Genomic DNA, 12,907 nt, shown 5'->3' with positions numbered 1-12,907 from the left:
AACCAGTATTTGATCAGCGCGCGACATGGCCAACCCCCTCGAAAATCCCTTGTATTACCTGCACAACTTCCGCCAAGTCCTGCACTGGCTGGTGCAGCGCTATGCAGATTTGCTTGATGCGGACGAACAGCATTTCATTCAGCAATTTGACAGGTTGCCGCAAGCGTCACAGGCGCTGTTGGTGCGCATGGTCATGCGCAAGGGCGTGCATTTTCGCGCAAGCAAGCTCAATTACCTCGAGATTGGTTGCACACGCTCGGCCGCCCTGGCGCTGATTGAGCAGGGTTGGGTCGATGATCAAGGCGCGCTGTGCGTTGAAGAGCTGTTCGCCGTGCTGCAAAAAGGCGAAGTCCTTGCTGCCTTCAAACCCTGGATTGATCAACCCAAAGCCAAGAAAGCCGACTGGCTGGCGCCATTGACGCAGCATTTTACGCAGCAGCGCAGCTTTGCCCAGTGGTGCCCGGACCTGAGCGATGCACTGTACAGCCTCACTGTGATGGACCTGTGCGACCGCTTGCGCCTGATGTTCTTTGGCAATCTGCACCAGGACTGGTCAGAGTTCGTGCTGGCCGACCTTGGCATCTACACCTACGAAAAAGTCGAGTTCTGCGCCGAGTCCCGCGGCCTGCGCACCCGTGACGACGTCGTCGGTTTTCTGTTTCTGCATCAATGCCAGCAGGCCTTTGAAGCGGGGGAAGCACTGGACGGCGTACTCGCGCAAATCGCTACGCTGTGCACCGATAACCCGTGGCTGGAAAAGCGTCGCGCCAAGCTGTTGTTCCAGATCGGCCAGTACTGCGAACGCAGCGCCGAACTGGACCTGGCGCAACGGATTTACCGCCAATGCGCCTATCCCGGCGCCCGCTCACGCCTGATTCGCGTGCTGGAGCGCCAGGAGGACTACCCGCAAGCGATGGCCCTGGCGTGCGCCGCGCAACAGGCTCCGGAAAGCGCCGCCGAACAGCAACACCTGCTGCGCGTGCTGCCACGCCTGCGGCGCAAGCTGGGGGAGCCGGCGTTGCCCAAGGCCAAGCCGCGGCCCGTCACGCGTCTGGATCTGGCGCTGGAGGTGCCGCAGCCGCTGATGTCAGTGGAGTACTGCGTGCAGGCGCACCTCAGTGAACCCGATGCGCCAGTGCATTACGTCGAGAATGGCCTGATCAACTCCCTGTTCGGTCTGTTGTGCTGGGAGGCGATTTTTGCACCGTTGCCCGGCTCGTTTTTCCACCCGTTCCAGCGCGGGCCGGTGGACTTGCACAGTGAGGATTTCCATCAGCGCCGCGCGCCGTTGTTCGCGGCATGTTTCGAGCAGCTTGGCGATGAGCGTTACAAGGCCACCATCCGCCAGCGTTACGTCGACAAATGGGGCATCCAGTCGCCTTTTGTGTTCTGGAACCTGCTCAGTGAAGACCTGCTGCAGCAAGCATTGGACTGCTTGCCCGCCGAACACCTGCGCTACTGGTTTGAACGCTTGCTGCTGGACATCCGCGCCAACCGCGCCGGCATGCCGGACCTGATCCAGTTCTGGCCCGCCCAAAAGACTTACCGCATGATCGAGGTCAAGGGCCCCGGCGACCGCCTGCAGGACAACCAGCTGCGCTGGCTGGAGTTCTGTGGCGAGTACCAGATGCCGGTCACCGTCTGTTATGTGCGCTGGGCGCAGTCAGCTTGAGCTACAGCGTTGCGGTGCGCGCGCTGTGTGAATTCACGGCCAAGGTCGGCGACCTCGACCTGCGCTTCACGCCGTCGCCCAGCGCGCAGGAAGGTATCGTCGGCCACCGCACCGTGGCGTCGCGGCGCAGCGCGCACTACCAGAACGAAGTCGCGCTGGAAGGCCAATACCAACAGCTCAAAGTACGGGGCAGGGCGGACGGCTACGACCCGGACAGCAATCGCCTGGAAGAAGTGAAAACCTATCGCGGCGACCTCGACGCCCAGCCCACCAACCACCGTCAACTGCATTGGGCGCAGGTCAAGGTATACGGCTGGTTGATGTGCCAGAAGCTTGGCCTTGGTGAAATCGACCTGGCACTGGTGTACTTCGACATCGTCGGCGAGGGCGAAACCCTGCTCAACCAGCGCTTTGAAGCGGCCGACCTTGAACGGTTCTTCAACCAGCAGTGCGCGTTGTTCCTGGGCTGGGCCCAACTGGAAATGCAGCACCGCGACGCGCGCAACAGCGCCGCCCAGCGCCTGGCGTTCCCCCACGCCGACTTTCGCCCCGGCCAGCGCGCCCTGGCAGAGTCGGTCTACAAAGCCGTCAGTACCGGCCGTTGCCTGATGGCGCAGGCGCCCACTGGCATCGGCAAAACCGTCGGCACGATCTTTCCGCTGCTCAAGGCCCTGGCGCCGCAGCAGCTGGACAAGGTGTTTTTTCTTACCGCCAAGACGCCGGGCCGCAAGCTGGCCCTGGACGCCGCCCAAGTCCTTTACGACAGCAGCCCCGATTTGCCCCTGCGCGTGCTCGAACTGGTGGCGCGGGACAAGGCCTGCGAACACCTGGACAAAGCCTGCCATGGCGATTCCTGCCCGTTGGCCAAAGGCTTTTACGATCGTCTGCCGGCCGCGCGCACGGCCGCGTCCAAGGTGCGCCTGCTGGACCAGCGCAACCTGCGCGACGTGGCGCTGGCCCATGACGTTTGCCCGTATTACCTGAGCCAGGAAATGGCGCGCTGGACCGACCTGGTGGTGGCGGACTACAACTACTATTTCGACTTTGGCGCCATGCTGTTCGGCCTGGCCCAGTTGAACCAATGGCGCGCCGCCGTGCTGGTGGACGAAGCCCACAACCTGGTAGAGCGCGCGCGTTCGATGTACAGCGCCAGCCTCGACCAATACAGCCTCAAGACCCTGCGCGACAGCGCACCCGAGCCGCTGAAGAAACCCTTGCAACGCCTGAACCGCGAATGGAACGCCCTGCACAAGGACCAGCTCGCGCCGTACCAGGCCTACGCCAACAAACCCGAAAAACTGCTGCAGGCGCTGAGCCTCTGCGCCAGCGCCCTGGGCGACTACTTCAACGATCACCCCGAAGCCCTCAGCGGCGACCTGCAGGCGTTTTATTTCGAAGCGCTGCAATTTGCCAAAGTCGCCGAACTGTTCAACGAACACTTCATCTTTGATATCAGCAAGCGCCAGTTCGGTGGCAAGCGCAGTGCTTCAACCCTGTGCCTGCGCAATGTGGTGCCGGCCGAATTCATTCGGCCCAGGCTGACCGCCGCGCGCAGCAGCGTGCTGTTTTCCGCGACCCTGAGCCCACGCCACTATTACGCCGACTTGCTCGGCCTGCCAGCGGATACTGCGTGGATCGACGTGGAATCGCCGTTCAAGGCCGAGCAATTGCAGGTGCGTATCGTCGACGCGATCTCCACACGGTTTGTGCACCGCCAAGCTTCGCTGGAACCCATCGTGGAGCTCATCGCCGGGCAATTCGAGCAACGGCCCGGCAACTACCTGGCGTTTTTCTCGAGCTTCGATTACCTGCAGCAGGTGGCGCAGTTAATGGCCGAGCGCCACCCGCAGGTGGCGCTGTGGTTGCAGTCACGCGGCATGGCCGAGGTCGAGCGGCAGGGTTTTCTCAACCAGTTTACCCAGCACAGCCAAGGCATCGGCTTTGCCGTGCTGGGCGGTGCGTTTGGCGAAGGCATTGATTTGCCCGGCGCACGCTTGATTGGCGCCTTCATCGCCACCCTGGGTTTGCCGCAACTGAACCCGATCAACGAACAGATGAAAGCGCGCATGGCGTCGATCTTCGGGTCCGGTTACGACTACACCTACCTGTACCCCGGCATTCAGAAAGTGGTGCAGGCGGCGGGGCGCGTGATTCGCAGCCAGCAGGATGAGGGCGTGGTGATGTTGATTGACGACCGCTTTGGCGAAGCGCGCGTTCGTCAATTGTTGCCGCGCTGGTGGGCGCCCGTCACTCAAGCGTGATGCCGCTCAGTTGTTCGCTCAGCGCCCAGAGTTTTTCGGCTTGCTCCGGATCGATGGCCCAGGCGTGAACGCCGCTGCGCTGGGTGTGATCTTGAGTGGGCGTGGCGACTTCACAGTCCTCGCAGTACAGGCCGCCCATGCCTTCAAGTTGCGGGCTGACGCCACACCACACCAGCGTCGCGGCGCCTTGTGCGGGGCTTTTGTAATGGCTGGCCGCACGCACAGTGCCGTGTTCATCCAGCGCGCCGACGAACGCCAAGTCCTTTTTGTCCAGATAGCGAACCAGGTCAGTAAGAATTTCGCCGGGGTGCACTGAAAAGGCACGCACGTGGTGGGCCTCGCCACGTGTGTCCAGCGCCACCGCAAACAGTGCGTTGGCGGTTTTTGATTGCCCGTAGGCCAGCCATTTGTCATAAGCGCGCCGTTCAAACTGCGGGTCTTCGAAATGAAGGGGGCTCAGGCGATGACCCAGAGACGACACCGACACTACGCGCGCACCGTTAGCCTTGCACAAGGACGGCCACAGCCGGGCGGTCAGTTGAAAGTGGCCGAGGTGGTTGGTGGCGAACTGTGCTTCCAGGCCGGCGGCGCTTCTGTGCAACGGCGTGGCCATGATCCCGGCGCTATTGATCAGCAGGTCCAATGGCCGCCCGGACGCAATAAACCCTTGGGCAAAGCGCTCAATTGACGCCGCGTCGATCAGGTCCAGGCGGGCGTGTTCAACGCCCTGTATGCCGTGCAGATTGCGCTGCGCCTTTTGCACATCACGCGCCGGGACGATCACCTGTGCCCCGGCACTTGCAAGTGCGCGAGTGGCCTCCAGGCCAATTCCGGAGTAACCACCGGTGACGATGGCTGTAATTCCGCGCAAGTCTTTAGCGGCCAGTGCTTGCAGCGCGGTGGTACTGGCATCAAAACCACTGTTGAGGGGGGCTTGTTTGCGCGTCATGGCGGTTCTCCGTTTGGGGTAGGGCTATGTTCTTCGTTGAAGGTCGGACGCGGAATACCCTAAAGTCCGTGTTTCTATCGCGATCGTCCGGAGCTTTTTAGTATGGATACGCTCTCCGAGGTATTGGCCCTCTTGAAAAGCCACCGCACGTTGTTCGCGGGCTTGAAGGCCGGCGGCACGTGGGCGGTGAATTTTCCGGCGCCGCAGGGCATCAAGTTCAATGCCGTGGTGGAGGGAAATTGTTGGCTGGAAGTGAAGGGCGAGCCGGTGCCCATCGCCTTGAGCGAGGGCGATTGTTTTTTACTGACACACAACCGCCCATGGAGATTGTCCAGCAACCTTGCACCGGAGGGCGTTGACGCGCGTGACGTTTACCGCGAGGCGGTGGGCGGCATCGCCCGCGTGGGCGACGCGCAGGATTTGTTTCTGATTGGCGGGCTGTTCACCTACGGCGATGAGGCGCGTTTGTTGCTCGATGGGTTGCCGCCGGTGGTGCGTATCAGCGCCAGGTCCGAACAGGCCGGTGTGTTGCGCTGGTGTCTGGAGCGGCTGGCCCTCGAATATGCCGGCCCAAGACTCGGCGCGGCATTGATGACCGAGCATTTGGCGCAAATGATGCTGGTGCAAATCCTGCGGCTCTATCAATCTTCCCTGGGTGCCAGCACTCGAGGCTGGTTGGCAGCCTTGACCGACCCACGGTTGGCACCGGTACTTGCGCAAGTGCACGCCGAACCGGCGCGGCGTTGGACCTTGAGTGACATGGCCGGTATTGCCAATCAGTCCCGTTCGACGTTTGCCTTGCGCTTCAAGCAGCAGGTCGGGATGGCCCCTCAGGAGTACCTGACCCGCTGGCGCATGCACTTGGCGATAAAGGCCTTGAACACCTCCGGCAGCAGTGTGTCCAGCATCGGCCAGGCGTTGGGGTACCAGTCGGACAGCGCCTTCAGCAGCGCATTCAAGCGTCAGATGAAGTGCACCCCACGCGAATACCGCGAGCGCTCCCTGCATAACCTTCACACCAACGATCACAAGGAAGCCCGTGATGAGCGATATCCAGCATGACAAGGTTCAGGTCAACGGTATTGAGTTGAGCGTCCACATCGCCGGGCCCGAGCAAGGCCAGCCGATTTGGCTGCTGCACGGGTTTCCCGAGTGCTGGCACTCGTGGCGAGAGCAGATTCCCGCGCTGGCCGGCGCCGGGTATCGGGTGTTCGCGCCCGAAATGCGCGGCTACGGCGAATCGAGTTCGCCTGCCGAGGTCGCCGATTACGAGTTACTGACCTTGTGCGCCGATATTCAGCAGGCCATGGACCATTTCGGTCATCACCAGGTGGTGATGGTCGGCCACGACTGGGGCGCCGTGGTGGCCTGGCATCTGGCGTTACTGGAGCCTGCGCGGGTCAGCCGCTTGATCACGATGTCGGTGCCGTTTGCCGGACGTGCGCGGCGCCCGGTGATCGAGATCATGCGCGAGCTCTACGTCGATCGCTTCAACTACATCCTGTATTTCCAGGCACCGGGCGTAGCCGAGCGGGAGCTGGATGCCGACATCGAACGCACGTTGCGGCTGTTCATGCAGGATCAGGACGTGTTCCTGCAGAAAAAGCCCGCCAACGCCACTTTGTTCGACGGCGTCTCGGCCCCCGGTGCATTGCCAACGTGGTGTACTCAAGCGGACATGGGCGTTTACGTGCACACCTTCAGCAAGTGCGGTTTTCGTGGCCCGCTGAACTGGTATCGCAACTTTGAGCGCAATTGGCAGCGCACCGAGTTCCTCGCCGGCCAGCGCGTGCTGCAACCCACATTATTCTTGATTGGCGACCGTGATCCGGTCGGCGTGTTTGAAGCTCACACCCTCAAGCGCATGCCCGACGCAGTGCCCAACCTGCAACAGCAGGTATTGGCCAACTGCGGTCACTGGATCCAGAACGAACAGGCCGAGCGGGTCAACGCGCTGATGCTCGCGTTTCTAGCGAGAACCTGAAGGTCGCACCATGGCCTGGGCGCTCCACCAATTGGATGTCGCGCCCATGCAATTGCAGGATACGGTGCACGATGCGCAGGCCCAGGCCGCCATCGCGGCGCGCGCCGCCGATGGTGAAAGCGCGCAGGAACAAGCCTTCGCGTAGCGGCACGTCGATGCCCGGGCCGCTGTCGCTGACGGTGACCGTCACACAAGTAGCCTCGGGTGCCAGGATCACTTCGACTTCGCCGTTTACCGGTGTATGCCGCAAGGCGTTGTCGAGCAGGTTGGTCAATACACGTTCGATCAGGCCCAGGTCGGCCAGCACGGTCGGCACCTGTGGCGGCAGCGTGGCGGTGAGCGTAATGGCGCGGGCTTCGGCGGTGAGTTCGAATTTCTGGAAGATGTCTTGCACCAGGTCGGGCAGGGAAAAGCCTTCGATCACGGGCTGCACAAAACCATGTTCCAGGCGCACCAGCTCCAGCAGTGACTGGGCCAACCCGCCCACCTTGCGGCTTTGGTCGAGGGCGATGCCCAGGTAGCGGCGGCGCTCGTCGGGGCTGAGGCTGGCGTCCTTGAGGGACAGGGTTTCCAGGTAGCCGTGCAGCGACGCCAACGGCGTGCGCAGGTCATGGGAAATATTCGCGACCATTTCCCGGCGTTCCTGGTCCTGATGGGTGATGGCGCGCCATTGTTCGCCCAGGCGGTTTTCCATTTGTACGAAGGCATGGTCGAGCACCGCGATTTCATCGCCGCTGTCGAGTTCGGGGGTATTGATTTGCGTGGGTTTGGGTGCGCCGTTGATGTCGAACCGGCCCACCTTGTCGGTGAGCTGGCGCAGCGGTCGGGTGATCCAGGCAAAGGCGATTAAACCGGCCAACAGGCAGAGCAGGGCGACCAACCCGATGGACCACAAGGCAATCTTCAGCGCCATGCCCGTCGCGTCTTTGGCGTCGTACACATCATGGGCTTCGCCCAGCAGCACTACGTACAGGAAGCCAGTTTGCTGGCCGTTGGCCTTGAGCGGCGCCGCGCTGAATACCTTGTGCCCATCGACGCTGCGCGGGTCATCGCCGAGGATCGGCAGCATCGCGCCGCTGAGGAATCGGCGCACCGGTGCGAGGTCGACCTTGTCGCGCAGCAAGTGCCCGCTGGGCGCGGCATTCCCGACCACACGTCCGTCAATATCGAGCAAGTACACCTCGACACTCGGGTTGACCAGCATCAACTGGCTGAACAGGTTGCGTACCGCCTCGGGCTTGAGGCCGTCGGCGTCCATCAGTTGAGTGTCGCGAGCAATATGCGCCGCCAGGTCGCGGGACAGGCCTTGCACCACTTCCAGTTCATGCATGCGGTTGGAGCGCACCTGCAGCCATGCCGAGGTGCCGCTGCAGATCACCAGCAGCACGGCGAACACCACCGACAGGCGCTGGGTCAGGGTCAGTTTCATGATGCACTCTCGGCAAACTTGTAGCCCCGGCCCCACACCGTGAGGATGAGCACCGGGTTGGCCGGGTCGGCTTCGACTTTGGCGCGCAGCCGGTTGATATGCGTGTTCACGGTGTGTTCATAGCCTTCGTGGCTGTAGCCCCACACCGCGTTGAGCAGGTCCATGCGCGAAAACACCTTGCCCGGCTGGCGGGCGAAGAAATACAGCAGGTCGAACTCGCGCGGCGTGAGGTCCAGGCGCTGGCCTTGCAGGGTCGCGTCGCGGGTCAGCGGGTTGATGAACAGCTGGCCAAGGTCGAGGCTGCCGGCGTCCATCTTCAGGTTGCGCGCCATTGCATCCACGCGGCGCAGCAGCGCCTTGACCCGTGCGACCAGCTCGGGCATCGAAAACGGCTTGGCCAGGTAATCGTCGGCGCCGAGCTCCAGCCCAAGGATGCGGTGCAACTCGCTGGAGCGCGCGCTGGTGATGATGATCGGGGTGTAGCGTGTCATGGCGCGGGCGCGCCGGCAGATCTCCAGGCCATCGACGCCGGGCAGCATCAAGTCGAGGATCAGCGCATCCCAGCCGCCCTGTTCGAGCAGGTGCAGGCCTTCATTGCCGTCGGCGCTGTGCACCACCTCAAACTGCTCGTCGCGCAGGTGCAGGCAAATCAAGTCGGCAATATGGGCATCGTCCTCGACCACCAGGACACGTTTGGGCTGATCCATGCTGAAAACCTTCGCTTGTAGTTCGCGCATTGTGCGGGTTTTGCAACAGTGTAGTTATCACGAATTGTTTAACTCTGCGTGAGGATTTCGCGACCGCCCAGGGCCCAGGATGACCTCAATGCAGGGGCGCTGGTTATGACACGACAGGTTTTTGTGGCGAGCCCGCTCGCCACACCAGCCCTCCAGCCAGACGATCAGCGCCCGTCATCCATGAGGAAAATCCCATGTATTCACGCCGACAAATACTGCTAGCCACAGGCGGCCTGGGTGTCGCCGTCCTGGCCGGCGGCCTGCTCAAACAGCTCAACCTGGTCACCGACGCCGAAGCCGCGGAAACCTTCGAGGTCAACCACACCGAGGCCCAGTGGCGCAGCCTGCTCAGTGCCGAGCAATTCGACATTCTGCGCGAGGAGGGCACCGAACGGCCTTACACCAGCCCGCTCAACGATGAGCACCGCACAGGCACTTTCGCCTGCGCCGGCTGTGCGCTGCCTTTGTTCTCCTCGGCCACCAAGTTCGACAGCCACACCGGTTGGCCAAGCTTCTGGCAGCCACTGGACAACGCGGTCGCCAGCCACGTCGACACCTCCTTTGGCGTGGTGCGCAAGGAAATTCACTGCCGCCGCTGTGGTGGCCACCAAGGGCACGTCTTCGACGATGGCCCTGCACCCACCGGCCTACGCTATTGCATGAACGGCGCGGCCATGACGTTCACGGCGGCTTAAGCCGATGTTTATCAATACTTATAAGGGACGATCCCATGTGGCTTCTGGTTCTCGCGTATCTGGGCGGCGTGCTGACAATTGTCAGCCCGTGCATCCTGCCTGTTCTGCCTTTTGTCTTCGCTCGCACCGGGCAGCCGTTTATGCGCAGTGGCTTGCCGCTGTTGGCGGGGATGGCGGTGACGTTCGCCCTGGTGGCCTCGCTGGCGGCAGTGGGCGGCGGTTGGGTGGTGCAAGTCAATCAATACGGGCGCTGGCTCGCGTTGCTGTGCGTTGCCCTGTTCGGACTCACGCTGTTGCTGCCGCAATTGTCGGAGCGCCTGACGCGGCCCTTGGTGGCCGCCGGCAGTCGCCTGTCCGAAGCCGCTGGAGCCGACGCCAGACCGCGTCCGGGCGCCTCGTTCCTGATCGGCGTGGCCACCGGTTTGCTCTGGGCTCCCTGCGCCGGGCCCATCCTCGGGTTGGTACTGACCGGCGCGGCACTGCAGGGCGCCAGCATCGGCACGACCTTGCTGTTGCTGGCCTACGCCGCCGGTGCTGCGACGTCACTGGCGCTGGCGCTGCTGGTCGGCGGTAAAGTATTTGGCTTGATGAAAAAGTCGCTCGGCGCCGGCGAATGGCTGCGCCGCGGTCTGGGTGCACTGATGTTGGCCGGCGTGGCCGCCATCGCGCTGGGCCTGGACACCGGGGTGCTGTCGCGCTTGTCGACAGCCTCCACCGGCGGCCTGGAACAAAGCCTGGTGGACACACTCAGCGCCAAGCCCGAACAGAAGAGCGGCGCGATGATGGCGGGCGGAGCCATGATGGCGGCGGCCAACCACAGCGATTCGCTGCCCATCGAAGGGTCTTTGCCGACGCTGGACGGCGCAGTGCAGTGGCTCAACAGCCCGCCACTGAGCGCCGAAGCGCTTAAAGGCAAAGTGGTGCTGGTGGATTTCTGGACCTACTCCTGCATCAACTGCCTGCGCAGCTTGCCCTATGTCAAAGCCTGGGCCGAGAAATACCACGACCAGGGCCTGGTGGTGATTGGCGTACACGCCCCGGAATTCGCCTTTGAACGCGACGTGAGCAACGTCACCAAGGCCATGAAGGATCTGGGCATCACCTACCCGGTGGCGATCGACAACAACTATAAAATCTGGCGCGCCTTCAACAACCAGTACTGGCCGGCGCACTACTTTGCCGATGCCAAGGGCCAGATTCGCTATCACCACTTTGGTGAGGGCGATTACGCCGAGTCCGAACGCGTCATTCAACAACTGCTGCGTGAGGCTGGCGCGACCAACGTCGCCGGTGGCTTGATCGAAGCCGACGCCAAGGGCGTGCAGCAAGCGCCGGACATGAACGAGGTGCAATCGCCGGAAACCTACCTGGGCTTCCAGCGTGCGGAAAACTTCGTCACCACCGGTACCCTGGGCACCGACACCGTGGTGAATTACCCGGCAGCCGGCACCCTGGCGCTGAACAACTGGACCCTGGAAGGCCCATGGAATGTCGGCGGCCAGCAAGCCACCCTCGACCGGGCTGGCGGGCGCATCGTCTACCGCTTCCATGCCCGTGACCTGCACCTGGTGCTGGGCCCGGGTGCCGATGGCAAGCCGGTGCGTTTCAAGGTGACGATTGACGGCCAAGCGCCGGGCAATGCCCACGGCACGGATGTGGCGCCCGATGGCAGCGGCACGGTGACCGAGCAACGCCTGTATCAGCTCGTGCGCCAGCCTGCCGGGGTCAAGGACCGCACCTTCAGCATCGAATTTCTCGACCCGCACGTGGCGGCTTATGCCTTCACCTTCGGCTGACCCATCAATCCTGAAGTGAAAACCCAATCAATGTGGGAGCAGGCAAGCCAGCTTCCACACTCGACCGCGCTCTGGAGTGAGTTTTATGAGGCTTCTCAAAATTTTACCCGCATTGGCCTTCGCCACCTTCGTCGGTCAAAGCTCGGCCTTTTCTTTCGGCGCCTCCGATGACGCGGTGATGATCGCGCCGCCCGCGCTGGACCTGCCGGCCGAGTCCGGCAACCTGCAAACCGCGGTGTTTGCCGGTGGCTGTTTCTGGGGCGTGCAAGGGGTGTTCCAGCATGTACAGGGCGTGAAGAACGCCGTGTCCGGCTACGACGGCGGTGCGGCCAACACGGCGCAGTACGAGTCGGTCAGCGAGGGCGACACCGGCCACGCCGAGTCGGTGTCGGTGACCTACGATCCGAGCAAGGTCAGCTACGGCAAGCTGCTGCAGATCTACTTCTCGGTGGCCCACAACCCCACCGAACTCAACCGCCAGGGCCCGGACAGTGGCACCCAGTACCGCTCGGAGATTTTCGCGCAAAATGCCGAGCAGCAAAAAGTCGCCCAGGCCTACATCGTGCAGCTCGACGCTGCCAAGGCCTTCGCCAAGCCGATCGTGACCAAAGTGGAGATGGGCAAGGCGTTTTACCCGGCCGAGTCCTATCATCAGGACTTCCTCACCGAGAACCCGTCCTACCCCTACATCGTGATCAATGACCTACCGAAAGTGGCGCAGCTGAAAAAGCTGTTCCCGGACCAATACCGCGCAGAACCCGTACTGGTAAAAAACCAATAACCGACGCAAAACCAATGTGGGAGCGGGCCGGCCCGCGATGGAGGTGGTTCAGTCACCATCGATGCAACTGAACCACCACTGTCGCGGGCCAGCCCGCTCCCACGTTTTTAACCTTTGGTTTTTGCCAGATAAGGCGCCAACCGCCGCCCCATCTCTTCCCCCAACGCCTGCAACCCGCTCAGCGGCCGCACCATCACTTCAAACTCGACGATTTGCCCCAATTCATTGAAACGAATCAGGTCAATCCCCTTGAGCTGCTTGTCGCCCACCCGCGCGCTGAACTCCAGCACCACACTGAGCCCGTCGGCCGTGGCCAGTTCACGGTGGTACTTGAAGTCTTCAAACACCGTGATCACGGTGTTCAGAATCATCGACACCACGGGCGCGCCAGGGTAGGGCGTGTGGGCCATGGGTGAGCGGAAGACGGCATCAGGCGCCAGCAGTTCGGGCAGCGATTGCAGATCGCGCCCGGCCAGCATCGCGTGCCAGCGTTGCAACGTCTGAGCGGCGGCGGGGGTCAGTGTCAGTTCGGACATGCGCTGTACCTGTTCTTGGGATGGGAAGGCCTTTCACCTGCCCAACATAAGAGCGGCACCTGAGCAG

At 62.5% G+C, this 12,907-nt stretch carries 11 protein-coding genes; 7 read left to right on the top strand and 4 right to left on the bottom strand.

Translation table 11 applies throughout. The annotated features are described in order from the left end of the window. Window positions 1-25 precede the first annotated feature (25 nt). Complete coding sequence (locus AACV02_RS14605) at window positions 26-1,672, top strand: VRR-NUC domain-containing protein (RefSeq protein WP_106578114.1); 1,647 nt, start codon at window positions 26-28, stop codon at window positions 1,670-1,672. Further along, entirely contained in the window at window positions 1,669-3,933 is a 2,265-nt protein-coding gene (locus tag AACV02_RS14600) for an ATP-dependent DNA helicase (RefSeq protein ID WP_119740573.1), read from the top strand. The genes AACV02_RS14605 and AACV02_RS14600 overlap by 4 nt, the downstream gene beginning before the upstream one ends. Here AACV02_RS14600 and AACV02_RS14595 read toward each other — a convergent pair. Beyond that, the gene (locus tag AACV02_RS14595; RefSeq protein WP_119740571.1) at window positions 3,920-4,882 is read right to left on the bottom strand and encodes an oxidoreductase; all 963 of its coding nucleotides are present in this window, start codon (window positions 4,880-4,882) and stop codon (window positions 3,920-3,922) included. The two genes, AACV02_RS14600 and AACV02_RS14595, sit on opposite strands and share 14 nt — an antisense overlap. A gap of 102 nt (window positions 4,883-4,984) precedes the next feature. Here AACV02_RS14595 and AACV02_RS14590 point away from each other — a divergent pair, with 102 nt between their 5' ends. Next, window positions 4,985-5,944 carry an AraC family transcriptional regulator gene (locus AACV02_RS14590; RefSeq protein WP_119740569.1) on the top strand — a complete coding sequence of 320 codons (960 nt, stop codon included), beginning with the start codon at window positions 4,985-4,987 and terminating at the stop codon, window positions 5,942-5,944. Beyond that, entirely contained in the window at window positions 5,925-6,866 is a 942-nt protein-coding gene (locus AACV02_RS14585; RefSeq protein WP_119740567.1) for an alpha/beta fold hydrolase, read from the top strand. The genes AACV02_RS14590 and AACV02_RS14585 overlap by 20 nt, the downstream gene beginning before the upstream one ends. On the opposite strand, the gene AACV02_RS14580 is transcribed toward AACV02_RS14585, so the two are convergent. Then, window positions 6,829-8,295, bottom strand: a complete 1,467-nt coding sequence (locus tag AACV02_RS14580) for a sensor histidine kinase (protein WP_119740564.1) — start codon at window positions 8,293-8,295, stop codon at window positions 6,829-6,831. The two genes, AACV02_RS14585 and AACV02_RS14580, sit on opposite strands and share 38 nt — an antisense overlap. Further along, a complete protein-coding gene (locus tag AACV02_RS14575; RefSeq protein ID WP_119740562.1) occupies window positions 8,292-9,002 on the bottom strand; it encodes a response regulator transcription factor in 711 nt (236 codons plus the stop codon). Before AACV02_RS14575 ends, AACV02_RS14580 begins: the two co-directional genes overlap by 4 nt. Window positions 9,003-9,226: 224 nt before the next feature. Between AACV02_RS14575 and msrB the strand changes: the two genes are divergently transcribed. From msrB to msrA, 3 genes are all read left to right on the top strand, one after another. Further along, the gene (gene msrB / locus AACV02_RS14570) at window positions 9,227-9,727 is read left to right on the top strand and encodes a peptide-methionine (R)-S-oxide reductase MsrB (protein ID WP_119740560.1); all 501 of its coding nucleotides are present in this window, start codon (window positions 9,227-9,229) and stop codon (window positions 9,725-9,727) included. 35 nt (window positions 9,728-9,762) lie between these two features. After that, window positions 9,763-11,523: a cytochrome c biogenesis protein DipZ gene (locus AACV02_RS14565; RefSeq protein WP_119740558.1), complete on the top strand. Its 1,761-nt coding sequence runs from the start codon at window positions 9,763-9,765 to the stop codon at window positions 11,521-11,523. Window positions 11,524-11,608: 85 nt separating this feature from the next. After that, window positions 11,609-12,304 (top strand): peptide-methionine (S)-S-oxide reductase MsrA, encoded by a 696-nt coding sequence (gene msrA, locus AACV02_RS14560; RefSeq protein WP_119740556.1) that lies wholly within the window; start codon window positions 11,609-11,611, stop codon window positions 12,302-12,304. A 107-nt stretch (window positions 12,305-12,411) separates the two neighbouring features. Here the strand turns inward: msrA and AACV02_RS14555 are convergent, their stop codons facing one another. Further along, complete coding sequence (locus AACV02_RS14555; protein WP_119740554.1) at window positions 12,412-12,840, bottom strand: nuclear transport factor 2 family protein; 429 nt, start codon at window positions 12,838-12,840, stop codon at window positions 12,412-12,414. Window positions 12,841-12,907: the final 67 nt, after the last annotated feature.

Source organism: Pseudomonas sp. Larv2_ips, assembly GCF_963879675.1.
Taxonomy (GTDB): Bacteria; Pseudomonadota; Gammaproteobacteria; order Pseudomonadales; family Pseudomonadaceae; genus Aquipseudomonas.
This window is presented reverse-complemented; position numbering and strand designations above follow the sequence as displayed.

Coding starts and splice junctions, on each gene's coding strand:
- AACV02_RS14605 (WP_106578114.1), top strand. CDS start 26: ATGGCCAACCCCCTCGAAAATCCCTTGTATTACCTGCACAACTTCCGC.
- AACV02_RS14595 (WP_119740571.1), bottom strand. CDS start 4,882: ATGACGCGCAAACAAGCCCCCCTCAACAGTGGTTTTGATGCCAGTACC.
- AACV02_RS14590 (WP_119740569.1), top strand. CDS start 4,985: ATGGATACGCTCTCCGAGGTATTGGCCCTCTTGAAAAGCCACCGCACG.
- AACV02_RS14585 (WP_119740567.1), top strand. CDS start 5,925: ATGAGCGATATCCAGCATGACAAGGTTCAGGTCAACGGTATTGAGTTG.
- AACV02_RS14580 (WP_119740564.1), bottom strand. CDS start 8,295: ATGAAACTGACCCTGACCCAGCGCCTGTCGGTGGTGTTCGCCGTGCTG.
- AACV02_RS14575 (WP_119740562.1), bottom strand. CDS start 9,002: ATGGATCAGCCCAAACGTGTCCTGGTGGTCGAGGACGATGCCCATATT.
- msrB (WP_119740560.1), top strand. CDS start 9,227: ATGTATTCACGCCGACAAATACTGCTAGCCACAGGCGGCCTGGGTGTC.
- AACV02_RS14565 (WP_119740558.1), top strand. CDS start 9,763: ATGTGGCTTCTGGTTCTCGCGTATCTGGGCGGCGTGCTGACAATTGTC.
- msrA (WP_119740556.1), top strand. CDS start 11,609: ATGAGGCTTCTCAAAATTTTACCCGCATTGGCCTTCGCCACCTTCGTC.
- AACV02_RS14555 (WP_119740554.1), bottom strand. CDS start 12,840: ATGTCCGAACTGACACTGACCCCCGCCGCCGCTCAGACGTTGCAACGC.